Annotated in this window: 21 protein-coding genes and 1 tRNA gene; 19 read left to right on the forward strand and 3 right to left on the reverse strand. The window is 37.7% G+C overall.

The window, feature by feature from the left end; translation table 11 throughout:
• The first annotated feature begins 110 nt into the window (after positions 1 to 110).
• The 4 genes from IC610_RS17310 (at position 111) to IC610_RS17325 (ending at position 6,149) form a co-directional block, all read left to right on the forward strand.
• A complete protein-coding gene (locus tag IC610_RS17310; protein ID WP_191737954.1) occupies positions 111 to 3,293 on the forward strand; it encodes an efflux RND transporter permease subunit in 3,183 nt (1,060 codons plus the stop codon).
• Positions 3,294 to 3,534: 241 nt separating this feature from the next.
• Positions 3,535 to 4,947 carry an efflux transporter outer membrane subunit gene (locus IC610_RS17315; RefSeq protein WP_191737955.1) on the forward strand — a complete coding sequence of 471 codons (1,413 nt, stop codon included), beginning with the start codon at positions 3,535 to 3,537 and terminating at the stop codon, positions 4,945 to 4,947.
• 300 nt (positions 4,948 to 5,247) lie between these two features.
• Positions 5,248 to 5,469 (forward strand): DUF2188 domain-containing protein, encoded by a 222-nt coding sequence (locus tag IC610_RS17320; protein WP_191737956.1) that lies wholly within the window; start codon positions 5,248 to 5,250, stop codon positions 5,467 to 5,469.
• A 2-nt stretch (positions 5,470 to 5,471) separates the two neighbouring features.
• Entirely contained in the window at positions 5,472 to 6,149 is a 678-nt protein-coding gene (locus IC610_RS17325) for a hypothetical protein (protein WP_191737957.1), read from the forward strand.
• Between the two features lie 140 nt (positions 6,150 to 6,289).
• Here IC610_RS17325 and miaA read toward each other — a convergent pair whose 3' ends face one another.
• Positions 6,290 to 7,216, reverse strand: coding sequence for a tRNA (adenosine(37)-N6)-dimethylallyltransferase MiaA (miaA, locus tag IC610_RS17330; RefSeq protein ID WP_191737958.1), 927 nt, complete (start codon positions 7,214 to 7,216; stop codon positions 6,290 to 6,292).
• Between the two features lie 141 nt (positions 7,217 to 7,357).
• On the opposite strand from miaA, the gene IC610_RS17335 reads away from it, so the two are divergent.
• From IC610_RS17335 to IC610_RS17390, 12 genes are all read left to right on the forward strand, one after another.
• On the forward strand, positions 7,358 to 8,215 hold the full coding sequence (locus IC610_RS17335) for a YicC family protein (RefSeq protein ID WP_191737959.1): 858 nt from the start codon (positions 7,358 to 7,360) through the stop codon (positions 8,213 to 8,215).
• An 82-nt stretch (positions 8,216 to 8,297) separates the two neighbouring features.
• Positions 8,298 to 8,861: a guanylate kinase gene (gene gmk, locus IC610_RS17340; RefSeq protein ID WP_191737960.1), complete on the forward strand. Its 564-nt coding sequence runs from the start codon at positions 8,298 to 8,300 to the stop codon at positions 8,859 to 8,861.
• Between the two features lie 115 nt (positions 8,862 to 8,976).
• Positions 8,977 to 9,996 carry a quinolinate synthase NadA gene (gene nadA, locus IC610_RS17345; protein WP_191737961.1) on the forward strand — a complete coding sequence of 340 codons (1,020 nt, stop codon included), beginning with the start codon at positions 8,977 to 8,979 and terminating at the stop codon, positions 9,994 to 9,996.
• 51 nt (positions 9,997 to 10,047) lie between these two features.
• Positions 10,048 to 10,704, forward strand: a complete 657-nt coding sequence (locus IC610_RS17350; protein ID WP_191737962.1) for a hypothetical protein — start codon at positions 10,048 to 10,050, stop codon at positions 10,702 to 10,704.
• Positions 10,701 to 11,084 (forward strand): dihydroneopterin aldolase, encoded by a 384-nt coding sequence (gene folB / locus IC610_RS17355; protein WP_191737963.1) that lies wholly within the window; start codon positions 10,701 to 10,703, stop codon positions 11,082 to 11,084. The genes IC610_RS17350 and folB overlap by 4 nt, the downstream gene beginning before the upstream one ends.
• A 15-nt stretch (positions 11,085 to 11,099) precedes the next feature.
• A complete protein-coding gene (locus IC610_RS17360) occupies positions 11,100 to 12,455 on the forward strand; it encodes a DUF4403 family protein (protein WP_191737964.1) in 1,356 nt (451 codons plus the stop codon).
• Between the two features lie 9 nt (positions 12,456 to 12,464).
• Positions 12,465 to 12,962, forward strand: a complete 498-nt coding sequence (locus tag IC610_RS17365; RefSeq protein ID WP_191737965.1) for an RDD family protein — start codon at positions 12,465 to 12,467, stop codon at positions 12,960 to 12,962.
• A gap of 57 nt (positions 12,963 to 13,019) precedes the next feature.
• Positions 13,020 to 13,090, forward strand: a tRNA-Cys gene (locus tag IC610_RS17370).
• 137 nt (positions 13,091 to 13,227) lie between these two features.
• Entirely contained in the window at positions 13,228 to 13,809 is a 582-nt protein-coding gene (locus IC610_RS17375; RefSeq protein WP_191737966.1) for a YdeI/OmpD-associated family protein, read from the forward strand.
• Between the two features lie 108 nt (positions 13,810 to 13,917).
• Positions 13,918 to 14,427 (forward strand): CinA family protein, encoded by a 510-nt coding sequence (locus IC610_RS17380; RefSeq protein WP_191737967.1) that lies wholly within the window; start codon positions 13,918 to 13,920, stop codon positions 14,425 to 14,427.
• 36 nt (positions 14,428 to 14,463) lie between these two features.
• Entirely contained in the window at positions 14,464 to 14,718 is a 255-nt protein-coding gene (locus IC610_RS17385) for a SemiSWEET transporter (RefSeq protein ID WP_191737968.1), read from the forward strand.
• Positions 14,719 to 14,785: 67 nt separating this feature from the next.
• Positions 14,786 to 15,772: an SDR family oxidoreductase gene (locus IC610_RS17390; RefSeq protein WP_191737969.1), complete on the forward strand. Its 987-nt coding sequence runs from the start codon at positions 14,786 to 14,788 to the stop codon at positions 15,770 to 15,772.
• A gap of 180 nt (positions 15,773 to 15,952) precedes the next feature.
• On the opposite strand, the gene IC610_RS17395 is transcribed toward IC610_RS17390, so the two are convergent.
• Both IC610_RS17395 and IC610_RS17400 read right to left on the reverse strand, forming a co-directional pair.
• Entirely contained in the window at positions 15,953 to 17,692 is a 1,740-nt protein-coding gene (locus tag IC610_RS17395; protein ID WP_191737970.1) for a RagB/SusD family nutrient uptake outer membrane protein, read from the reverse strand.
• A gap of 21 nt (positions 17,693 to 17,713) precedes the next feature.
• On the reverse strand, positions 17,714 to 20,479 hold the full coding sequence (locus tag IC610_RS17400; protein ID WP_191737971.1) for a SusC/RagA family TonB-linked outer membrane protein: 2,766 nt from the start codon (positions 20,477 to 20,479) through the stop codon (positions 17,714 to 17,716).
• A gap of 281 nt (positions 20,480 to 20,760) precedes the next feature.
• Here IC610_RS17400 and IC610_RS17405 point away from each other — a divergent pair, with 281 nt between their 5' ends.
• The 3 genes from IC610_RS17405 to IC610_RS17415 all read left to right on the forward strand — a co-directional run bounded on the left by IC610_RS17405 (position 20,761) and on the right by IC610_RS17415 (position 25,865).
• A complete protein-coding gene (locus IC610_RS17405; protein WP_191737972.1) occupies positions 20,761 to 21,888 on the forward strand; it encodes an alkaline phosphatase in 1,128 nt (375 codons plus the stop codon).
• Positions 21,889 to 22,184: 296 nt separating this feature from the next.
• Complete coding sequence (locus IC610_RS17410; protein WP_191737973.1) at positions 22,185 to 23,966, forward strand: alkaline phosphatase; 1,782 nt, start codon at positions 22,185 to 22,187, stop codon at positions 23,964 to 23,966.
• 168 nt (positions 23,967 to 24,134) lie between these two features.
• On the forward strand, positions 24,135 to 25,865 hold the full coding sequence (locus tag IC610_RS17415; protein ID WP_317173449.1) for a metallophosphoesterase family protein: 1,731 nt from the start codon (positions 24,135 to 24,137) through the stop codon (positions 25,863 to 25,865).
• Position 25,866 lies beyond the last annotated feature (1 nt).

The raw sequence follows: 25,866 nt of genomic DNA on the forward strand, positions 1-25,866 counted from the left end.
TTTGCTTCTGGCTTTCAATTCAATATTTAATAATATTATTTCTGAAGCATTATTTTTTTAGCCAGTGGCCAAAAGCTAATCGCTAATAGCAACCTAAAATTAAACTTCTTATGTTAAAAAAATTCATAGATAGACCGGTACTTTCTACGGTTATCTCCATTATACTATTGCTGTTGGGAGCGATGTCGGTTTTTAACCTGCCGATAACGCTGTTTCCCGATATTGCACCGCCGAGCGTTCAGGTGACGGCATTTTATCCGGGAGCAAATGCAGAAGTTGTTGCCCGTTCCGTGGCCGTTCCAATTGAGGAAGCGGTGAACGGTGTTGAGAACATGACGTACATGACTTCCAACTCAAGTAACGACGGATCCATGACTTTGAGTGTGTTTTTCAAACAGGGTTCAGATCCCGATAACGCAGCGGTGAATGTTCAGAACCGTGTTTCAAAAGCGATGAGTCAGCTTCCGCAGGAGGTTGTACAGGCGGGAATTTCCACGCAGAAAGTTCAGAACAGTATGATTATGTTTATGGGATTATCCAGTGAGGATCCAAAACAGTACGATGAACTTTTCCTGCAGAATTATTTAAAAATCAACGTTATTCCTCAAATACAGCGTATTCCGGGAGTTGCTCAGGCTCAGGTTTTCGGAACGAGAGATTATTCCATGAGACTTTGGCTGAAACCAGACCGTTTGGCAGCCAACAATCTTTCTCCACAGGAAGTTTTAGCAGCAGTAAAAGATCACAATCTTGAAGCAGCACCGGGACGTCTTGGACAGGGAAGCAAGGAAACTTACGAATATATCTTAAAGTATAAAGGTAAATTAAACAAAAATGCAGACTATGAAAACATCGCCATTAAATCAAACAGTGACGGTTCGTTTTTAAGATTGAAGGATGTTGCGAGAGTAGAATTCGGTTCTTACACGTACACAGCAGCCAACAGAATGGACGGTAAACCTGTAGCAGGATTTGCCATTTTACAGACAGCAGGTTCAAATGCAAATGAAATTTTAACTGCTATTGAAAAGCAGATTGAAGAAATGAAAACAACCTTACCTAAAGGAGTTGAGCCTATCATCATGTACAATTCAAAAGACTTTTTGGATGCGTCAATTCATCAGGTGGTGGAAACCCTGGTCATCGCATTTATTCTCGTTTTTATTGTGGTGTATATTTTCCTTCAGGATTTCAGATCCACTTTAATCCCTGCGATTGCTGTTCCGGTAGCGATTGTAGGTACATTCTTCTTCCTGCAGATGTTTGGTTTCAGTATCAATATGCTGACTTTGTTTGCACTGGTACTCGCGATTGGTATTGTGGTGGATGATGCGATTGTCGTCGTGGAAGCCGTCCATTCAAAAATGGAACAGACAGGAATGCCAGTAGAACAAGCCACGACAAACTCTATGAGCGAAATTTCGGGAGCGATTATTTCGATAACACTGGTAATGTGTGCGGTGTTTATTCCGGTTGGTTTTATGCAGGGTCCGGCGGGAGTTTTCTACAGACAGTTTGCCTTTACTTTGGTGATCGCGATTCTGATTTCAGCGGTTAATGCATTGACTTTAAGTCCGGCGTTATGCGCTTTATTATTGAATGATCCTAAGGGAGAACACGGCGAACATGGTCAGAAAAAAGGTTTTGGAGCGAAGTTTTTCAACGCTTTCAACAAAAGCTTCAACAACATGACCAGAAAGTATATTTACAGCCTTAAATTTTTAATTAAAAATAAATGGGTTGCCGTTACAGGTCTTGCATTGATCACAGCGGGAAGTGTTTTCTTAATCAATAAAGCTCCGACAGGATTTATTCCAACAGAAGATCAGGGATTTGTTCTGTATGCCGTGAATACGCCTCCTGGAAGTTCACTGGACAGAACCCACAGAGCGACTGAACAGATTGATAAAATCATCAACGGTGAAAAAGCCAAAAATCATCTGTGGGTTGCCGACGGAATGAATTTCATCAGTAATTCTAACGCATCACCGTATGCTGCAGGTTTTATTAAGCTTAAAGACTTTGAAGACCGTGGCGAAGTAAAAGATCCCGATCAGATTGCAGCAGCCTTGACAGGAAAAGTAGCTCAGGTAAAAGATGCCAACGCATTCTTCTTCAACTTCCCGACGGTACAGGGTTTTGGTAACGTTTCAGGATTTGAATTTATGTTGCAGGATAAAACGAACGGCTCATTTGAACAGCTGGGAACCACCACTCAGACTTTTATCGGAGAATTAATGAAACGTCCGGAAATTGCTTTCGCATTTACAACATACGCAGCAGGAAATCCTCAGTACACGATTGATGTGGACACAGATAAAGCCAATCAGCTCGGAGTTTCCGTAACTGAATTGATGCAGACCATGCAGATTTATTATGGAAGCAGCTTCGTTTCAGATTTCAACAGATTCGGGAAATACTACAGAGTAATGGCTCAGGCAGATATTGCTTACCGTAACGATGCAGATTCAATGGAAGGAATTTATGTCAAAAATAAAACCGGAGAAATGGTTCCTGTAAAGACTTTGGTGACTTTAAAGAGAACTTTCGGACCGGAAACAGTGTCAAGAAATAACTTATTCAACGCCGTGACCATCAACGGAACTCCGAAACCTGGTTACAGTACCGGTGACGCGATCAAAGCGGTAGAAGAAGTTGCCCAAAAATCACTTCCAAGAGGATATGGTTACGAATGGACAGGAATTACCCGTGAAGAAATCAAAACCGGCGGACAGACTGCTTTTGTATTTATGCTAAGTATTTTGTTTGTGTACTTCTTACTGGCAGCTCAGTATGAAAGTTATATTCTTCCGTTTGCGGTTATTTTAACGATTCCAACCGGGATTTTCGGAGTATTTGCTTTCACAGGATTGGCTGGAATTGATAATAACATTTACGTTCAGGTTGGTTTAATCATGCTCGTCGGATTGTTAGCGAAAAACGCAATTCTGATTGTCGAGTTTGCCGTTCAAAGAAGAAAAGCAGGAAAATCATTGATTGAATCTGCCTTACAGGCTTCAAGATTACGTTTAAGACCAATTTTGATGACTTCATTTGCCTTCATCATCGGTATGCTTCCATTGGTTTGGACGCAAGGTGCAGCAGCAAAAGGAAATCACTCTATCGGAATCAGTACCGTGGGCGGAATGTTTACAGGAGTTGTTTTCGGGATTTTTATTATTCCGGTGATGTATGTAATCTTCCAGTATTTACATGAAAAAATGCCGAGCAGAAAGACTAAAAGAATTCAAAGACAAAAACTGGAAGAGGAACTTTTAGCATCCGCACATTAATAATAAATGATTAACAAAACTTTGAGATTTTTTTTACAACAAAAGTCACAAAAGATTTACACACCTTTTATTTAAGTTAAAATGTTTGAAAATAAAAGAACATATAAGTTTTCTTAAAACATAAACATCTGTGAAAATCTGTGAAATCTGTGGGAAATTTAACAAGCAAAATATTTTCTCCTACTAAAGACAGTGTTGCTTACCACTCAAAGTTTTGTGATCAATTTAAAATATCCTATTTATGAAACGAGTAAAAAATATAATCATCGCTTTTGGGATTGCATTAGGTGCCGTTTCCTGTGTGCCGAAACTGGCCTATCAGGAAGCCAAACCCGAACTTCCCGAAACTTTCAAATACACCGCAACCGCCGACACAGCAAGTGTTGCCAACCTTCAGTGGAAACAGTTTTTCAATGATCCGATTTTGCAGGATTTGATTGAAAAAGGAATTAAAAATAATTACGATTTACAGATTGCCTTAAAACAGGTCGCTTCCTCACAGGAAAGGCTGAAGCAGGCAAAATATCTTCAGTATCCTGATATTGGTTTCGGAGTTTCTGCGCAGATTTCAAAGCCTTCGAAAAACAGCATGAACGGGCAGAGCTTAAATTTATTTTTAGGTCAGAGTCATGTTGAAGATTATAATGCTGCATTTAATTTATCCTGGGAAGCAGATATTTGGGGTAAAATAAAAAACCAGCAGGAAGTTTCAAAAATGCAGTATCTGCAGACGTATGAAGCGACTAAAGCAATACAGACACAGGTTGTTGCTGCAATTGCTCAGGGTTATTACAATCTGTTGATGCTCGACAAACAACTGCAGATTGCAAAATCAAATTTAGAACTAAGCACCAACACACTTTCTCTCACAGAAAAATTGTGGCAAAGCGGCGATACGACTTCATTGGGAGTTCAGCAGGCGACCGCTCAGAAGCAATCAACAGAACTGTTGATTACTCAACTGGAACAGAATATTGCGATTCAGGAAAACGCGCTGAGTATTTTGGTGGGTGAAAATCCAGATAAAGTAGACAGAACCATTGAAATGTCTGATACGTCTTTACCACAGGATATTTCAGCTGGACTTCCTGCAGCGATGGTAAGCCGCCGTCCCGATGTCCGTCAGCAGGAATTGGTTTTATTGGAATCCAATTCAATCGTAGGAATTGCTCAGGCAAACATGTATCCTTCACTGAAAATTACAGCTGCTGGTGGCGTAAATTCTTTTAAAGTTGACAACTGGTTTTCAATTCCGGCTTCATTGTTCGGTTCTGTTTTAGGTGGATTGACTCAGCCAATTTTCCAAAAAAGACAGTTGAAAACAGATTTAAATGTTGCTAAAATTCAGAGAGAGAAAAACGTTTTGGCGTTCCGTCAGTCTGTTCTGAATGCAGTAGGCGAAGTTTCTGATGCATTAGTTTCCAATGAAAGCTTAAAAGTTCAGGAACAGAAAGCCAGCGAACAGGTAACAACATTGAAAAACGGAATCAAAAGTGCCGAAATGCTCTACAAAGGCGGTATGGCAAATTACTTAGAAGTGATTACCGCTCAGGGAAATTCTTTACAGGCTGAACTGAATCTCGCGTCGGTAAAGAGACAGAGGCTGAGCAGTATTGTAGATTTGTACCGAGCTTTAGGTGGCGGATGGAAGTAGTAAATTAACTATATTGTTTTAAGTGCGGTCTTAAGGGATCGCATTTTTTTGTTTATTTTAAACATGACAGCTTGTCACAGCGAAACAATATGTCACATTTTTTGACACATTGTCACTAAAAATTAAATAGTAATGTTTTTTGTGCAAGAAAACTTTAGTGCTAGTTTGCACCAAAGTTTGTTTCAGCCTTTTATAAATACTGAATTTGATCGTTTAAGTGTGCAAAGGTATAAATAATTATATTTTAAACAAATTTTGGTACTACTTTAACATAATTTTAACAATTAAATTTTTGTACCAATGAGAAAAAATGTACATGTTACTCCAAAAGGAGAAAATTGGCAGGTTAAAACCGCTAATAGTAATAAGGCGTATAGAGTCGTAGATATGCAAAAGGAAGCCATTCAAATAGCAAAGACTGTTGCAATAAACAATCAAGCTGAACTAATAATACATAGGCAAAATGGACAAATAAGAGCAAAGGACTCTTATGGAAACGATACATTCCCACCTAAAGGTTAGTTATGAAGAAATGTATTATATCCGTTAATCAGTATGCTGATTTTGTAAAAGCTACTGATTCAAAAAAGCAAAGAATTATTAGGCAACAAAAAAAACCTAATGTATTTAGAATTGCTTATTATCAGCTTGCAAAGGCAAGAATTAGAAAAACCTTAAAAAACAATGGCTCTCTGAAGCATATAGATGACGCTCTAGCAAACTTGTCCGCAAGAGTTCCTCAATCAAAAAGGCAATCAAGTGATAAAACTGTTTCAATTGAAGCATTAGAAAAATTTTTAATGTTAACGATCCCTAAAGTTCTTAGAGATGAAAATTTAGAGTTTTTGAACACGAAACAGTTTAAAAGTGATATTGAGGTTAATGGAATTTCGATAATTATATCACCCGAAATTATTTTTAAAACGATAATTGATGGGAATGATGTATTTGGCGGGATTAAACTTCACATATCAAAATCAAACTGTTTTGATACAGAACAACAACAAATTATCGCTTCAGGAATCTGTAATTTTTTAGAGAAAAATGTTACAACAGGCAAGCAGATTGTTTTGCCCGAATTCTGTATTTCTTTAGATATCTTTGGTAGTGGATTTATATCAAATTCAACTGCAAAAAAGAATATTATTAATTCCTATAAAAAAGAATGTTTAGAAATTATTAAAATTTGGGATGCTGCCTAAATTAATTCATAACTAGCACTATTAACTGAATTTCATTTATATGAGATTCAGTTTCTTTTTATAGGTCTACAAAACTAAATCAATAAAATTTTCTCATTAAATCTTTTAGTTTTAATTTTCTAAAAAACATAAGATCCACTTTAAAATTTATTATTTAGGTATTTAACTAAATCGTCAAAATCCTTTTCTGAATATCCTATTTGTATATAATGAATATTCTCTTCCTTTCTATACCAAGTCAGTTGGCGTTTCGCAAATCTTCTCGAGTTTTTTTTAATTTCAGAAACCGCAAAATCCAAATCCCATTCTCCATCAAAATACTTAAAAAGTTCTGAATAACCAACGGTATTGAGTGATGCCAAATTTTTTCCTTCCTGCGATTTTCTTAATTCATCAAGATTTTGTGCCTCATCGAGCAAGCCATTTTCCATCATTTTATCAACACGCAGATTGATTCTTTCGTAAACCGTTTCCCGGGGCGCTTCAATACCGATTCTTATCGTCTGGAAATTTCTTGGATTTTTGTCATGAGAAATATTTTCAGAATATGTTTTACCGGTTTGCCAAATAATATCAATCGCCCGCAACAACCTTCTCTGATTGTGAATATCTACATTTTCGTAATATTCAGGATCTAAATCTTTCAGCATTTCCTGAAGTTTTTCGATTCCTTCAGTTTTCCAAATGTTTTCCAGTTTTTCCTGATTTTCTTCGTTGGCTTCAGGCAAATCATTTAATCCTTCAATCACTGCTTTCTCATACATCATACTTCCGCCAACCATAATGACAATGTCGTATTTTTTAAAAAGCTGATCCAATAATTCCAAAGAATCATGCTCAAACTGACCGATAGAATAATAATCTTTTACCGAAAGCTGACCAATAAAATGATGTTTTACCTGCGAAAGTTCATCTTCCGAAGGTGCAGCCGTTCCGATTTTCATTTCGCTGAAAAACTGTCGGGAATCACAGGAAATAATTTCTGTATTAAAATGCTTTGCAAGCTCAATAGCAAGTTTGGTTTTGCCAATTCCTGTGGTGCCTACAACTGAAATCAGGGTTTTCATGGAATGATGGATGTTTGATAATGGATGTCTGAGTATGATGAATAATTTGCAGCATGAATCTCAAATTTCAAACCTCAAATTTCGAATCAATTTTTAAATGTGCTAAATTAAATGTTTATCTTTGTACGACAATAAAAAACTATGATTTTATCAATGACCGGCTTCGGTAGAGCCGAAGGTGTTTTTGAAGGAAAGAAAATTTCGATCGATATTAAATCACTGAACAGCAAGAGCTTTGATTTGAACATCAAAATTCCTTTGCGTTACAAAGAAAAAGAATTTGAAGTAAGAAAAATTCTGAACGATAGAATCATCCGCGGAAAGGTAGATTGCTATATCAATATTGAGAATCTTGAAGAAACGAATGATGTAAAAATCAACAGAAGTCTGATCGATTCTTACATGAATGAGCTTAAAAATATCGCTTCAGACGGACCGGATTTTGAGTACCTGAAAATGGCAGTAAGACTTCCTGATGCGATCACTTCAAGACCTGATGAATTAACTGAAGGTGAATGGGAAGCTTTGGCGAAAATCGTAAACAATGCGGTAGATAAGTTTCAGGATTTCAGAAAAACTGAAGGGAAAATTCTTCATGAAGAGCTGGAAAGAAACATCAAAAATATTGATAAATCTCTGGCAGAAGTTGTTCCTTACGAGCAGGTAAGAATTGATGCTGTGAAAGAACGTTACATGAAAACTTTAAAAGAGTTTGAGAACGTTGACGAAACAAGATTCTATCAGGAAATGGCTTATTTTACTGAAAAATTAGACATTCAGGAAGAAAAGGTTAGACTTTCCCAGCATTTGAAATACTATTCTGAAGTAATGGAAAATGAAGATTTTAACGGAAAAAAATTAGGTTTTATTTCACAGGAAATCGGAAGAGAAATCAACACTTTAGGTTCAAAAGCCAATCACGCTGAAATTCAGAAATTAGTCGTGATGATGAAAGATGATTTGGAAAAAATTAAAGAGCAAACGCTTAATGTATTATAAATGATAGTTGATAAATGATCATTGATTAAATAGCAATTAAGTTTTTAATCAATCATCATGCATCAATTATCAATCATTATTTATGGATAGAGTTATCATATTTTCAGCGCCGTCGGGAAGCGGGAAAACAACATTGGTAAAGCATTCTCTGGAAGCGATTCCGGAACTGGAGTTTTCCATTTCTTGCACGACGAGACAGCCGAGAGGAAGTGAAATTCATGCTGTTGATTATCACTTTATTTCGCCGGATGAATTCAGACAGAAAATTGCTGAAGAAGCTTTTGTGGAATTTGAAGAAGTCTACACCGATAAATATTACGGAACTCTGAAATCTGAGGTCGAAAAAATCTGGAATCAGGGAAAAGTTGTTATTTTTGATGTAGACGTAAAGGGCGGAATTTCATTAAAAAAATATTTTGGTGACAAAGCATTATCCATTTTCATTGAACCACCTTCGATTGCCGAGTTGGAACGGAGATTGATTTCAAGAAACACCGATGATGCCGAAACCATCAGAACCCGCGTAGAAAAAGCAGAAGAAGAGCTTACCTACGCAATAGAATTTGACCAGATCGTCATCAACAGCGATTTGAGTGAAGCAAAAAGAGAAATAGAAAGTTTAATAAAAAGTTTTATCGGAAAGTAAAGGCTGGAAGTTTGAAGCGGGATGATGGAAGTTTTGAATACCTTATATTCAAACGAAATCATTTTGATTCTAAATTTTACTTTTAATTTCTGATAAAATAAAAACACAGGTCGACATGAGTACCGAAACATTAGAAAGAGCTAAATCAGCCATTCCCGTAAGAGGATTTTTAGATATTAAAGACCTTATTATTCCGGAAGGAGAGGAGTTGGTAAAGGCGATTTTACAGCTGAAAGAAGAAAAAAACGCCGTTATTCTGGCGCATTATTACCAACCGGGACCTATTCAGGATATTGCTGATTTCCTTGGAGATTCTCTTCAGCTGGCAAGACAGGCAAAAGATACCGATGCCGACATGATTGTATTCTGCGGAGTACATTTTATGGCTGAAGCTGCAAAAATTCTGAATCCAACGAAGAAAGTTGTTCTTCCAGATACAATGGCGGGATGCTCTTTGGCAGACGGATGTTCTGGAGAAGGTTTGAGAAAAATGCGTGAGCAGCATCCAAACGCCTTGATCGCAACGTACATCAACTGTAATGCCGAAACGAAGGCGGAAAGCGACATCATCGTAACCAGTTCAAATGCTGAAACTGTAATTGAAGCTTTACCGACTGACAGACCGATTATTTTCGCACCGGATAAAAATTTAGGAAGATATTTATCTCAAAAAACGGGTCGTGATATGATTCTTTGGGACGGAAGCTGCATCGTACACGAAGCTTTCTCGATGGAAAGAATTGCGCAGCAACTGGCAGATAATCCAGATGCAAAACTAATTGCGCACCCTGAAAGTGAAGAATCAGTTTTAAAACTGGCTCACTTCATCGGCTCGACTTCTGCTCTTCTGAATTATGTTGAAAAAGAAGACTGTCAGAAATTCATTATCGCGACTGAAGAAGGAATTTTGCACGAAATGAGAAAACGTGCTCCCCACAAAGAACTGATTCCTGCTTTGGTTTTTGACGAAAGCTGTAACTGCTCAGAATGTTTTTACATGAAAAGAAACACAATGGAAAAACTGTACCTGTGTATGAAATATGAACTTCCGGAAATCATCATTGAAGAAGAGCTTCGGTTGAGAGCACTGAAGCCGATTGAGGCAATGCTCGATCTTTCGAAAAGCATTAAATAAATTTCAAAGCGGGTTTTTTTACCCGCTTTTTTACTTTAATTAACTTCCACAATGAAAAAAGCTATGAAAGCTATTGATATCACTAAAGAAATCTTACCTATAGAATTAGATTCTCTCTTTGATACAGTGGAGTACGAAAACTATGGGATTTTTAAAATTGACAAAGTTGTATTTGAAAATAACTTAATTGAGTTTTACTTCACAATAAAAATTTTAGAGGAATTATTAGATGAAGGAGAAGAAAATTATCAGTGGAAATTAAAAATAACAGACTGTAAAGATTATCATATTGAAGACTCGACTAATGTTGAGGCTTCTATATCTGTTTTTTCAGAACACGTTCTTTTATCTCATTATCAAAAGTCTTGGAAAGAACTTTTTTTCAAACAGGAAGGTACAAATTTGAATCAATTATTTGTAGATTTATATAATCTTCATCATTTCGATTTTGAGTATTTTATTGTTCCTGAAAAATATTTAGCTAATGATAAATTATCTTTCTTAGTAAACAGTGAAAGCGGATTATTTGCTCGCGGTCCCGAAGATATTTTAGATTTATATTTTAATCTCCTTTTAAAATATGGTAAAGAGCCTTACTATTTTCAAAACAATATAAAAATGGATGATAAAAAAAAGGATGAATTGAAAATTGTATTTCTGGGAAATAATTATTTTATTGGTAAACAATTAGAATTTCAAAAACTATGAGCAAAATATTTTTAGAAGACGTAAAAATCTACGCTTACCACGGCGTTCTTCCCGAAGAAAACATTATCGGGACTTACTATATTTTAAATGCAGAAATACACACCGATTTGTGGGATGCTGCGGTTTCTGATGATTTGAATGATACAATAAGCTATGCGGACATTAATCAGATTATTCATGATGAAATGAAGATTATATCTAAACTGCTTGAGCATGTTGCCGGAAGAATTATCATGAAAATCAGCGAAAAATTCAATCAGATTTCTTACATTAAACTGAGAATTACCAAAACCAGTCCGCCAATGAAGGGGGAAATGAAAGGCGCGAGCATTGAGCTGGAGAAAAGCTTTTTATTAGGTGGTTCTGCGGAGAAAATTTAATTTAAATTTAGAAACTTGAAACGGATTTTTGCTATAATTTTAATACTGATTTTCGGATTTTCATACAGCCAGGAGAATCAGCAGATTTACACATTTCCAAAAGTGAAATCAAGCATCACGATGCCTGTGAGAATACCGCTGGCTGAGGTAAGCAAGATGGTGAATGCTTCGGTCAAAGATTTGATTTTCGAAGACAATTCCTATACAGACAATAATGATGATCAGTTTAAAATTAAAGTCTGGAAAACAAGGCCCATCCGTTTGGTAGGTGATGTCAACAAAAAGATATTTATTGAAGTTCCGTTAAAAATCTGGGCTGAAAAGGGAATTGGAACACTTGGCGTTTACACCTATCAGCAGACGACTTTTGAAACCGTAATGTATTTTGTAGCTTCAATGGATTTTAAAACCAACTGGACGGTCGCCACAAATACCAAACCCAACGGTTTTAAATGGGTGGTAAAACCCGTTCTGGATTTCGGAAAAATTAAAATCCCGATTACAGGTCTCGTGGAAAAAAGTCTGGTGAAGCAGCAGGCAGAATTCTGTAAAACGATTGATGCGCAGATGGCTTCACAGCTCAATTTTCAGCAATATGCAGTGTTAGCGTGGAACTCATTTTCGCAACCGTTTAAAATTTCTGATGAATATGAAACGTGGCTGAAAATAACGCCCGTGAATGTGAACATCAATCCACTGAAATTTTACGGCGACGCCATTGACACCACGATAGGAATTGATATTTTTTCTGAAACATACACTGGTGTAAAACCTGAAGCCTCCCAACCTGTACGCACTGCGATGAACTTCAGTTTTGTGCCACTTCTGAACGAAAGTTTTGTACTTCAGACCACAGCCAATATCCCTTTTTCTGAAGCTGCGGAAATTGCTGAAAAAACTTTTCTGAATAAAGAATTCGATGTCCGTGGGTCTAAAGTGAAAATTAATGATATCAATGTTTATGGTGAAGGATACAGAATTGTGATTGAAGCGCAGACGGAAGGTTATGTAAACGGAAAATCCTTCATTTCGGGAATTCCTGTCTATGACAAAACGAAAAAGAAAATTGTACTTTCCCAGACGAAATTTAAACTTAAAACAACCAATATCATCCAAAAAACAGCTTCAGTAATGTTTCAGGGGAAGATTGTGAAAATGATTGAAGATGAATACGGTATTCCAACTTCAGATATGGAAGTTTCCTCACAGAAAAGCATCGAAGAAGCCTTTAATAAAGAGTACTACAAAGGTTTGAAAATGAATGGAAAAGTTTTTAAATTAGAACCGTCAGACATACTGGTTAATAACTCGGGATTGACTGCCGTAATCGATATTCAGGCAGGTTTGAGGCTGATGCTCAATGCTTTTTAAAAACAAACTATGAGAAAACATTTAAAAATAATAGAAATGAACCGCGCAACCGGCGGGCAGAGATTTGCTAACTATCTGATTGATCTTCTGGCACTCTTTGCCCTAAATTTCGTCATTTCTTTGGCATCTATGTTTCTGTACGAAATGACCAGTGCCTACTTCTTTTATTTTTACAACAATGGAGGGATGGTTTGGGAATTTCTCAGCGGTTACGTTATTTCAACGGTGTATTATTTCATGTGGGAATATTTCAGCAATGGCAGAACTTTGGGTAAAATCGTTACAGGAACACGTGCTGTAAGTATTGATGGCGAAGATGCTTCAACCACGCAGATATGGTACAGGAGTTTGTGCAGGCTGATCCCGTTCAATGCTTTTTCTTTTCTGGGAGAAAACGGATGGCACGATACTTTAAGCCAGACAAGAGTAATCGACATTAAAAAATATCTTGCTGATAGACAGATAAAAGAAGAAATTGAAGCTATCGGAACAAAAGAAATTGCATGAAAATTTTGGCAGACAATCTTATTTTTCTATATTTGCACACCTGAAAATGGTAAAAACGGTGCTTTGGCCGAGCGGCTAGGCAGTGGTCTGCAACACCATCTACAGCGGTTCGAATCCGCTAGGCACCTCGCAACAAAACCCTGATTCATATAATGTTTCAGGGTTTTTTATTTTTAAAAGGAGTGAACTCAGATAGAATTATTTTTGTAATTTAAAATACTTTAATTTTAAAACTGAATTCAGATGTAATTTAAATCCTAAAACAATGTCAGAAAATAAACCACAGGTCTTTTACGCCGAAACGGTTTCCAAATGGCGGAAATGGTTAGAAAAAAATCACGTTTCGGAAGATTCTGTATGGCTGGTTTTTCATAAAAAAGGCTCTGATAAAAAGTCAATTACGTGGAGTGAGTCTGTGGATGTCGCGTTGTGTTTTGGCTGGATAGACAGTAAGAAAATTAAAGTTGATGATTCTACTTCACATCAGTTTTTCAGCAAGCGGAAGTCAAAAAGTACCTGGTCGAAAATTAATAAACAGAAGATAGAGAAGCTCATTGAAAATAATCTGATGACTCCTGCAGGATTTAAATCGATAGAAATTGCAAAAGAGAACGGCTCGTGGACGAGTTTGGATGAGGTGGAAGAACTCATTATTCCTGATGATCTTGCCGTAGCTCTGAACAGTTTCGACGATGCCAGAGAATATTTTGAAAGTTTAAGCAAATCGGTAAGAAAAATGATGCTGTATTGGGTGATCAGTGCCAAACGGCCGGAAACCAGACAGAGCAGAATTGGGCAGATTGCGGAAGCTTCTTCGCTTAAAGTTAAACCAAAACAATTTCTGTAGTCATAAAATTTAACTTAAAACTTAGTTTTAAATACCACATTTACTGTATTCCATAATTTAGGGCATTCTTTTTGTCTTTGTGATTTTACCAATCAAAAAATCAATTATATGGAACTTCAGAAAAGCCTTCTACAGAATATAGGGCAGTGCCTCGCATCAGCTGGTGAGACGGTGGCCGTTGCAGAAAGTGTTACCGCCGGTTTTTTACAGTTTTCGTTTTCACAGATTGATGATTCGTCCAATATTTTTAAAGGCGGATTGACTGTTTATGATAAAACGCAGAAAGAAAAAGTAATGAAATTAGGTCAGGACCGGATTACCGGCGAAGAGCTTGTTTCAGGTGAAATTGCCGAAGAAATGGCATTAAAAATCTCGGAAATTTTCGATACAGACTGGGGGATAGGAATTACAGGATATTCCCAACCTTCAGAATTTTCAGACTTTAAAACATTTGCCTACTTCAGTTTTGCTTACAAAGGTGAGATTATTCTCACAAAAATTTTAGAGCTTCATCCACGTACAGAAGCAGTAAACGCCCAGCTGTACTACACAGAATTTCTTTTGGGATGTCTGAAATGTGAGCTCAATAAAATTGCACTGCAGACGCACGTTGGATAATGAAGTGATTTTTAAATCACAAGGATTTTATTTATAATGGATGAAAATATATTAGGTCTTATCGCAGGAGCGCTTACAAGCATAGCTGCGCTTCCACAACTTTTAAAAGTTCTGAAAACAAAAAATACCAAAGATCTTTCTGCAATGATGTTGGTTATTTTGATTTCAGGACTTTCACTTTGGGTATGGTATGGTTTGATCAATGATGAGCTGCCAATCATTTTATCCAACGCTTTCGCTGTTCTTCTCAATATGATATTGCTTTTCTGTAAACTTACTTTTAAAAAGTAAATTTTTTAAAGTCTCCTTTTGCATGCTATTTGTTTAAACATAATAAGAATATCACAATCAAATTATTATGAAAAATCAAATAGAAGATAGAAGTCTCGAAGGAAAAACGGTAGTAATTACCGGAGGAACCAGCGGAGTAGGACGGGCGACTGCGGAAGCATTTGCACTCGAAGGCTGCAATGTTGTAATCGCTGCCAGAGGAGAGAAAGGTCTGGAAGATACCACTGCCTTACTCCGTGATCTGGGTGCTGTAACCTTGGCTGTAAAAACCGATGTTTCGGTGGCGGATGACGTTAAAAACCTTGCCGAACAGGCACTTCAGTTTAACGGCAGAATCGACATCTGGATCAACAATGCAGGTGTAATGGCAACGGGTAAGTTTGAAGATATGTCTGCAGAAGCCGTAGACCAGGTTATAAAAACCAACCTGCTCGGTTATCTTCACGGAGCTCATACCATTTTGCCCATTTTTAAAAAACAGACTGACGGAATATTAATCAATAATATTTCAATTGGCGGGTGGATTCCTACTCCTTATGGAACAGCGTATTCTGCCTCAAAATACGGAATCAGAGGTATGGCAGACGCGCTGCAGGGTGAAGTTTCAGATTTTCCTAATATTCATGTCTGCTCTTTATATCCTGGGATGCAGAAATCTACCGGAAATTCACATTCAGCTAAATTCTCCGGACTTGATTTCAAAGTTCCTCCAGGCGCGACAGATCCAAGGGATACAGCACAGCTCATGGTGAAAACCGCCAAAAATCCTAAAAAATCTGTCATGCCCGATTTCTCAACCGTAATGATGAAAGGTTTCTACAAAGTTTTGCCTGGTGTTTTTACAAATCTAAGTTCAGGAGTTTTAAGATTAATGATGAAGCCTGACAAAAACAAAGAATCCAACGGAAATATCTTTATACCATCTCCCGGTCCATCAAGAATTTACGGCGAAACAGTATTGCCGGAAATTACCAGAAAAACGAAAATGATAGCGGTGGGAGCACTGGCTGCCGGAGCAATATACCTTCTTCTGAAAAGAAAAAAGAATTCTTAAGAATTAATAGTTAAGCGTTAAAAAGATCACAAGTTTTAAAGAATTGTCTGAAAACATCTGTAACACAAAATTTTGATTATCTCTCAACCTTAACCTCAACCTTAACCTCAAAACAAAAACAAAACAGCCCGCAAAATATTTGCGGGCTGTTTCTGAAGTATAGAAATTAGTAAAATAAAGTTAGTAACCTTCGTTCTGAACCAGATATCCCGGTGAACTTGATGCGCCGTCAATTGCTGACTGCGGAATTGGGAATAATCTTTTTCTCGGATCTGCATTGGTTTTTGAAGTATAAGAATCTTCATAATGACCAAAACGGATCATGTCTGTTCTTCTTGAAAATTCCCAGTAAAATTCAAAACCTCTTTCTCTGTATAAAGTATTTAAATTGATGGAAGGCAACGGCTGAGGAGTCACGGAAGGTCTTGCCGTTCTTGAAGCTCTCACTAAATTTACATCTGCCAAAGCCGCTCCTGCATTTCCTTTTCTCAACTGAGCTTCTGCTCTCATCAGGTAAATATCTGCTAAACGTAAGAGAACAATATCTGCATTTCCTCTGTTCCTTCCGGTATCTGAAGTTCTGCTGAATTGGTATTTGGCAACTCGGTATCCGTCTGCATAATCTTTATGAGTAGGATCTTCCAGATCTACTTCCAAAACATGGTTTACGTATTTGGTGAAGCCGTCTCTCTGCTCAATCATCGGATAGATTCTGTACTGTCCGCTCGCCCCCGTCTGGAATGGCTGTCCGTTAGCCGGATTTCTCAGTCCCCACTGAATCCCTCTCTGAATTCCTCTGTTGATTTCGTATGTAGAACCATTCACCAAAAAGTAATGATTGGCATCATTTGCTGGTGTAATTCCTGTTAAATCCTTTTTATCAGCAGGAATTGTAAAGTTTTCTTTATAAAATCTTGCATCAGCCTGTGCCGGATCTACACTTCCATTCGCCTGAACCCATGTCTGGTAAAATTCTGGAGTAATCGCCGGTCCGTCTGTTCCGTTTGCTTTAGGAAAAACTGCCAGTGGATACTGACTTCCGGAAAGTGACCAGTATCCCAGTCTGTTGTGAGATGTAGTCAAGTCCTGACGCTGATCGATGGCAAAAATCAGTTCTTTGTTTGAATGGTTGTTATCATCGAAGATGGCAAAGTATTCCGGTGACAGAGTGAATGTACCGGTGTTGATTACTTTATTGGTGTATTCAATCACTTTGTCCATATCCGCTGATGCAAAAGCAGGAGTTCCGTAAGGATCTCTGTAAACGGCTGCGTTCAGATAAAGTTGAGCTAAGAATCCATTAACTGCCGCCTGAGAAACTCTTCCGGGACCTTTTGTATTGTCAAGATCATTCACAACGGCAAGAAATTCACTTTCAATATACGAAATAGCTTCCTGTTTTCTTAGAATTACAGATGGTTGGCTGGCAGCATCTTTTTTAAAGGCGATTCCCCAGTTATCAAGCATCAGCATATTGTAGTATGCTCTTAAAGCTCTCATTTCAGATAAGCCTTTTGCAGCTTCAGGATTGGTGGATGCCAGTGGCTGTAATCTTTCGATTGCAGTGACAGTTCGGGAAAGCATCAGTGTGAAAGCATTCCACGTATCTCTCACCACCACGTTGGTGGTTGTCGTATTGTGTTGTTTGAGTTCGATGTATTTCCCACCATCGTACCAGTCATTTCCACTTCCTCTTGGAGGCAGAATTCCCTGATCTGAACTGATTAACTGAAGACCGTAATTTTTAGTGTGGGTAAATGCATCCGGAAGCGGCCCATAAGCTGGTGCCATTACTCCCATGGTGAGATTTTCTGTGGTTGCATCCAGCGATTCGTCGATGATTTCTTCTGAAAGGTCTGTACATCCTGTTGCTACAAGCGCTCCAAGACTCAATATTGTGATTAAAAATTTATTTTTCATAAGTTTAATTTTAAATATGAATTAAAATGCTACGTTTACACCAAATACAAAACTTCTGGCTCTTGGATAAGTGGCGTAGTCAATTCCGAAAGACTGAATTCCTCCCTGTGAAATACCAGTGTTGATTTCAGGATCAAAACCTGAATATTTTGTGATGACAAACAAATTCTGAGCAGTTACCGTAAATCTGATATTTCTAATATGTTCTCCGATTCCGATGATTTTAGGATCTAAACTGTATCCCAAAGTGGCGTTGTTTAATCTGAAGAAATCTCCTTTTTCCAGATATCTTGTAGAGATTACGTTGGTGTTATTGGCACTTTCGTTCGGAAACTGGGTTGCTGCATCTGTTGTATTTTGTGAAAGGCCTAATCTTCCTCTTGTAAAAAGAGTAGAAGCTGTATTGTTGTAAATCATATTTCCTGCAACACCGTTAAAATTTAATCCTAAGTCAAAATTTCTGTAGGCTGCCTTGAGGCTGATGTTGTAAGTAAAGTCCGGCAAAGCACTTCCCGCTGCGATTCTGTCGTTGTCGGTTATCTGTCCGTCGCCGTCTACATCTCTGAAAATATTTGTTCCGCTGGCATTCAGTCCCTGGAAATCTCTTACATAGAAAGTTCCGATGGGCTGACCGTTGATGTATCCGTTGATCACTGCATTGGTCGTTCCGGGACCCTGTGCTTCTCCGGTTGAAATCACTTTGTAAGGTGAATCTCTCACCTCATTTTTAATGAAAGACATATTTCCTCCGATACTGTAAGTGAAATCTCTGTTACGGTTGCTGTCGTAGTTCAGCGCAAATTCAAGACCTGTGTTGTTGATGGTCATGTCCGGAATGTTTTTCCACATGGTCTCTGCCGGTTCAATTGGGTCTTCGGGACTGATCTCCAAAAGAATATTGTTTGAAACTTTTTTAAAGAAATCAACGCTTCCCGATAATCTGTTATTCAGAAATCCGAAATCTAAACCGATGTTGGTCTGCGTGGTAACTTCCCACTGAAGATCAGGATTATTGGCTCTCACAAGGTAGATTCCTACCGGATAATTTCCGCTGTCGTCCATGGGATACGTTGCCTGTCCGCTTCCGTCTGATGCAGATTTGTAGCTTCTCTGTGTGATTTTACTTGGGATTTCCTGATTTCCTGTCTTACCCCAACTCGCTCTCAGCTTTAAGTTACTGATGGCATCTATATCAGCAATAAAATTCTCTTTACCTATATTCCAACCGGCTGCTACAGAAGGGAAATATCCATAACGGTTATTTTCACCGAATTTTGATGATCCGTCTGCTCTTAAAGTCGCGGTTAAAAGATATTTGTCATCAAATCCATAATTTACCCTTCCAAACCATGACTGAAGTTCATTTCTGTTGGCCAGAGAAGAAGAAGTCGTGTTGTTTTTATTGGCTGCACCGATTTGATATTGTGGCTCAATTCCATTGTTTGGAAATACTGAGTAATCCCAGCTTCTCGCTACCAGAAATAATCTTTGATATGAATGTCCTGCTAAAAAATTAAAATCATGACGGTTAATTTTAAATTTATAAGTTAAAGTGTTTTCAATCAGTGTGTTGTTATTTGAAAAATAGTTTAAGTTTAATGTACCAACTTCTAAAGGAATCGCATGCGGTGTATTCTGTACAACACGGTCAGCGGAAGAGTAGTCAATCCCTAAATTCATTTTATAGGTTAAACCTTTTATAATTTCAACCGATGGCGATACGTTGGCTAAAATCCTGTTGTTGTTGGTAAAATCCTTGTAAATCTGCTGACGGATGAGTGGGTTGAAGGCTCCGTTATTGAAAACCGTTGTTGGAGAACCGTTTGTGAAAGCCGGATATGTCGGGTTTAAGGTAAGCATCGTTGAAACCATGCTCGTCACACTCGGTCTGTTATTTTCTGTTCGTGTTCCGTTGAGGTTAAAATCAATATTTACTCTTCCGTCGAATGCTTTTTGTGAAACATTTACACGTCCGGAATATCTTCTCAGGTTACTGTTGTACAGAATACCTTCCTGATTTTCATATCCTAAAGCAGCATAGTAATTTGAGTTATCGGTTGCTCCGGCGGCTGAGAAATTTACATTTTCGGAAATTGCAGTTCTCGTAAGTTCCTCCTGCCAATCGGTGTTTCCACCCATGTCATCTACTTTGGCACCCATTGCAGCAACTTGCCGTCTGAATTCATCAGCACCAAAAATATCCATCTTATTGGCAAGCTTTGAAACCGTAAGATTAGAAGAAAGATTCATCTGCGTTCTTCCTTTTTTACCTTTCTTGGTCGTGATTACGATAACTCCGTTGGCACCACGTGCTCCATAGATTGCTGCTGCAGAAGCATCTTTCAGCACATCCAATGATGCAATATCATCCGGATTGATGAAGTTCATCGGGTTGTTGGCAACGCCCGTATTGCTGTTATCAATCACAAAACCGTCGATCACGTAAAGTGGAGTGGTTCCTGAACGCAAACTTCCGACACCTCTTATGACGATATTCTGATTGGCACCAGGCTCGCCGCTCACGTTGGCAACATTTACACCGGCTACTTTTCCCTGAAGCAGCTGTCCTACATTGGCAACCATTCCTTTGTTGAAATCTTCTGCCTTAACAGAACCAACGGCTCCGGTAACATCAGACTTTTTCTGAGAACCGTAACCAATCATTACAATCTCTTCTATGTCTGTCTGCTTGCTGTCACTTTTAATTGTGTCAGACTCTTTTTTCTGTGCAAATGTTAGGCTTACACAGCTCATCAAAACAGTCGGCACAAGGTAAATACGCTTCATTCCTTTTTATTTTGGTGCAAAATTAGGGTCAATAAAACCCGATTTCCGTTAATTTACCGTTAAGAAACTGATTTTTAGAATTAATAAAATGTGAATTTTATTGCGAAAAATTAAATTTCAGTAAACTTAATGTTAAATCGTTTTGGTTAAAACATTGTGTGTGAACTAATAGCCTGTTAACATTGATTTAATTGGATTTTAAACCTGCATTTCCGTTGCTTATAATCTGTAATTTTGCCCGTTGTTTTTGAAAATAATTAATTATCAAAATTATAATCAATATGAATTATCATTGTAAAAACCTTAATTTAAAGGCACTGACGGCTGTTTTTATGCTTCTAATTGAATCATTATTAACTGCGCAAAGTCAAAAACCGATCAATGTCATTTTTATGATTGGTGACGGAATGGGTGTATCGCAGGTGACTTCAGCATTTTATTTCGGAGAAGGAAAACCCAATTTTCAGAATTTCAAATTTGTCGGGTTGTCTGAAACTTCAAGTACCAGCGACAGAATTACGGATTCTGCAGCTGGAGCAACTGCTTTGTCCACCGGTAAGAAAACATACAAAAGAGCGATTGGCGTAGATAAAGATTCTCTGGCAATACCGACAATATTGGAACAGCTTCAGGATAAAGGTTACAAAACCGGACTGGTAAGTTTAACGAGCCTTACCCATGCAACGCCGGCTGCCTATTACGCACACATCAAAGACCGCGACTGGCATGAGGATATTGCTTTGGATTTCATAAAATCTGATGTGGATTTCGCTGCTGCAGGAGGTTTAAAGTTTTTCAATAAAAGAAAAGATCAGAAAAATCTGTTAAACGATTTACTGAAAAAGCAGTACAGAATTGATACGGTTTCCCTTTCAAAGCCTGTTATCGGGAAGCGGAATTTATATCTTTTGGCAGAAGACGAATTGCCGAATAAAATTCAGGGACGGAAAGATTTTCTCCCGGAAGCTACACAAACCGCTTTAGATTATTTTTCAGCCGAAAAGAAACCATTTTTTCTGATGGTGGAGGGATCGTTCATCGATTGGGGCGGTCATGCAACCAATGCTGAAATGATGGTGAAGGAAGTTCTGGATTTTGACAAAACCATCGGCGTTGTGATGGAATTCATTAAGAAAAATCCAAACACTTTATTGGTGGTAACAGCCGATCACGAAACGGGTGGCGCGAGCATCGGGAAATTTATGGAAAAAGATACTGCCACAGGAAAAAAGAAAGAAGTAAAAGATAAAGTACAGGTCAATTTTATAGACAATCAGCACACTGCCGCTTTGGTTCCCGTTTTTGCGATGGGAAAAGGACAAGAACTGTTTTCCGGAGTGTATCCAAACAATACCATTTACCACAAACTGGTGGAAGCTTTAAAAAAATCTGGCGTCGCTGTAAAGTAATTTTTAATGACCACTTGAGAAAACCTTGTCAGGATTAATGATCAGTAAAAAAAACCTTGATAAGGTTTGATGGTGTAGCTGAAAAAGTACCCTATAAAAGATACTGTTTAATTTTTTTTTAATCCAAAACAGAGATTTTACTTCGACGAAGCGATGACGAAGCGACGACGAAGGAACGGCGAACCGATTCCCGGCCAAAAAACCGTCAGTTTTCACAGCTGTTTAATTTTTTAAATGATCTCAGCCTTAACCTTAATCTTAACCTTAACCTTACTCTTAACCTCAACCTAACAAAAATGTTTTCAACCCTAAAAAAAATAAGTTTAGCATTAGCTGTTTCAGCAGCAAGTTTAGCTTTTTCCCAGAATTATTCAGCGCATTCTCACAACGATTACGAACAGAAAGTACCGTTCTGGTATGCTTTAGGATCGGGTGCAAAGTCGGTTGAAGCCGATGTTTATCTTGTAAATAATGAATTGTTTGTTTCGCATGAACAGAAAAATATTCAGAAAGAAAGAACTTTCGGTAATTTGTATTTAAAATCAATTGAAAAAGCCCTTGATTTAGGAATTATTAAAGATCAGCCGATTCAGATTTTAATTGATCTGAAAACCGATGCGGAACCGACTTTAGATAAAATCGTTGCTGAGATTTCAAAATATCCCAAAATTACAGCTCAGAAAAATATCAGCTTTGTGATTTCAGGAAACCAGCCGAAACCTGATAAATTTAATTTATATCCTGATTTTATCAGATTTGATTATCAGTCGCTGGAAAATCTTACTCCTCAACAATGGGAAAAGGTTGGGCTTTTAAGTTTAAATTTTAAACAATACTCAGTCTGGAACGGGAAGGGTGGTTTGACTGAAGATGACCTGCCAAAAGTAAGTGCAGTCATCAAAAAAGCAAAATCATTTGGCAAGCCTTTCAGATTCTGGGCGATTCCGGATGGGAAAACGTCGTGGGAATTTTTCGCACACCACGGTGTTGATTTTATCAATACAGACCATCCGAAGGAGTGCGCAGAATACTTAAGTAAATTAGAGCAGCGGACTTTTAAAAATACAGTGTTCAGCGAAGTTTATCAGCCAAAATTTGGTTATGAAAATAAAAAGACTCCGGTAAAAAATGTGATTTTATTAATTGGTGACGGAAACGGTTTATCCCAGATTTCATCTTCTGTTTTAGCCAATAAAGGTCAGCTGACGTTAACCCAACTGAAAAATATCGGTTTAATTAAAACAACCGCAACAGATAATTTCACTACAGATTCCGCGGCGGGAGCAACCGCTTTTGCAACAGGGAAGAAGACAAAAAACAGATTTATCGGTGTAGACTCTGATGGCAAACCGATACCGAATATGACGGAAGTTCTGTCTGGAAAAGGCTTCAGCACAGGAATTATTACCACCGACGAAATTGTTGGTGCCACACCATCTGCCTTTTATGCCCATCAGAAAGACCGCGGCATGGAAAAAGAAATTGCGCAGGATTTAACAAAATCGAAACTCACATTTTTTGCAGCAGGTGGAAAATCAAAAGTTTCAGGTTTAAATCATTTTAAACTGGCAAATAGTGCGGTAGAAGTGGGAGAAAGTAAGGCCGAAAACTTAGCCTACTATCTTTCTGAAAACGGAGTTCCACAGGTTTTAAAAGGCCGTGGAAATCTACTCGCAGAAACGGTGGAAAATGGTCTGAAGTTCTTAAAAAACAAGAAAAAACCATTTTTTATGATGGTTGAAGCGGCGCAAATTGACAGTGGCGGTCACAGCAATACGACAGGCACGATTGTGACAGAAGGAATTGACTTCGACAGAGCGATTACGAAAGCGATTCAGTTTGCAGATGAAAATCCGGGAACGCTGGTAGTGATTACTGCAGATCACGAAACGGGCGGTTTCAGCATTCCGCATGGCGATATGGAAACAGGTACGGTGGAAGGAGATTTTACTACTGATGATCATTCTGCCACCTTGATTCCAGTGTTTTCGTATGGTGCTGGTTCTGAAAACTTCATAGGAGTTTATGAAAACAATGAGATTTTTCATAAAATTCTCAAGGCTTTGAAACTGCAGTAAATTACTCACGCAGATCTTGAGCCGATTATGAAAATTGCTCAATCCGCTCAATCTGCGTGAGATTTCTTTTCATTAAATTAAATAAATACCGGTTTGAAAATATTTTTGAAATTTCTGTTTTCTATCTTATTTCTAGGTCATTTTGTGATTTCGGCCCAACAAAAACCTGTGCAGATTGCTTTTCTGGCTGATGTTCATTTTCAGGATCTGTACGGTGAATTTTCGGATTCAGATTTTAAAGGAATTGAAAATCCGGGAACGGGAAAGAAAACCATTCTGAGAACGATGGATTCTCAGCTGCATTCGACAAGAATTTTTAATGAAAATTATTTCGCTTTTCTTGCGGCTTTAGATGATATTGCAAAAAGAAATATTAAAATTGTCGCACTTCCCGGAGATTTTACAGATGACGGACAGGCCTACAATTTACGGGGTTTAAAGAAAATTTTAGACGGATATCAGAAGAAATATGGGATGAGGTTTTTCATTACCACCGGAAATCACGATCCGGTTGGTCCGTTTTTGAAACAGGGTGGGAAATCTGATTTTATGGATGAAAATGGAGGTGAACTATCAATTGTAAGTGATGAAAATTTAATTAGAAAAAAAGATTCAAAATCCATCTTTACCAGAGACATTGCGATGTCTGGATATCTGGAAATTTTGAACAGCATGAATGATTTCGGATTTGCACCTTCTGGAAAAGATATTTTTTGGCAAACGCCTTTCAGTAAAGATTCTTATCAACAGTTTCAGTTTAAAAATGCTTTAAAAGATTCAGAATATGAAAACAGAATGTATGAGGTGAGTTCCGGTTTTTCTGTACCTGATCTTTCTTATATGGTCGAACCCACTGATGGAATTTGGCTGATGGCTATTGATGGAAATACTTATATTCCAAAAAATATTGATGGCAATCCTGATGATGAAAATAATTACAGCGGAGCATCCATTGGCTACAACAACGTTTTAAGCAATAAAAAACATTTGTTTTTATGGGTTGAAAAAGTGGTAACTGAAGCGAAAAGGCTCAACAAAACATTGATTGCTTTTACCCATTATCCGATTCTGGATTTTAATGATGATGCCAATTCTGAAATAAAGCAACTTTTAGGAAATGACAAGTGGCAAATGGATCGGGTTCCGAATGATGAGGTTGCAGAATTGTTTGCAAAAGCGGGTTTGAAGCTACATTTTGCAGGTCATATGCACATTAACGACACCGGAGTTAAAAAGTTTAAAAACGGGAAAATGCTCGTCAATATTCAGGTGTCTTCTCTGGCGGCGTATATTCCGGGATATAAAATTCTGACAGTGAAATCTGAGGATGAATTTGAAGTGGAAATGGTATGTATTAAAAATGTTCCGCGATTTAATGAATTATTCTCGTTGTATGAGAGAGAATTCAAAAATTTAAAAACTCAAAACTCAAGCGATATCTGGAATCATGATATTTTAAAAACAAAAAATTACAGGGATTTCACATTATTTCATCTGAAGGAATTGGTGCGGTTGCGTTTCGTGCCGTCCGATTGGCCCAAAGATTTCATTGAAAAAGCTTCAAAGCTTTCGGGAAAAGATTTATTAAAATTAAGTCTAGGAAACTCTAAAGACTTAAGTAAATTCAACACAAAAAGTTTTGAGACATGGAGGTTTGATGATGCACTTTTAAATTTGTATCAATTTCAGTCTGCAGACGAACTGGCAAAAAAAGATATTCCGAAAAAAAGACTGTCTCAGTACAGAATTTTGGAAGAGAATTTTACAATGCTGGAAACGGATGATGAATTTTTGACTCAGCTTAAATTATTTTTTGCCATTTTAGAAAAGCTATCTACGGGAGATGATGCTGATCATCTTAAGATTGATTTTAAGAGAGGAGAATTATTAAAATTATAGC

Origin of the sequence: Chryseobacterium caseinilyticum (assembly GCF_014837145.1) — a bacterium.
GTDB lineage: Bacteria > Bacteroidota > Bacteroidia > Flavobacteriales > Weeksellaceae > Chryseobacterium > Chryseobacterium caseinilyticum.